At 67.3% G+C, this 266-nt stretch carries 1 pseudogene; it reads left to right on the top strand.

What is annotated here, in order from left to right:
- Positions 1 to 44: 44 nt before the first annotated feature.
- Positions 45 to 266, top strand: a pseudogene (locus tag ACLJNW_RS25695) (hypothetical protein); the annotation flags it as partial.

Below are 266 nucleotides of genomic sequence, written 5' to 3'. Positions count from 1 at the left end.
TATCCGGGCAGCGTAGCCGAACCCTGGAGGCGGCGGGCACGGGCATGGTGCGGATCGTCGATGGCGGCAGCCATACCGTCCCGCTGGCCAGTATTCGCCAGATGGTGCCGCCGCGACCGCTGGTGGCGGACCTGGTCTGGGAGGGCAATCTCGACGTCAAGCTGGAAAGCAAGCGCAACGACAGCGACAAGGACGAATGGAAGCTCAAGGGCGATACCCGGCTTCGCCACGGTGCCTGGCGCCACGTGCTGGCGGGGGAAGTGGAG

Source organism: Salmonella sp. SAL4457, from assembly GCF_046548235.1.
Taxonomy (GTDB): domain Bacteria; phylum Pseudomonadota; class Gammaproteobacteria; order Enterobacterales; family Enterobacteriaceae; genus Salmonella; species Salmonella enterica.
Note: the sequence above shows the minus strand (reverse complement) of the source record. Positions and strands in the feature narration are given on the sequence as shown.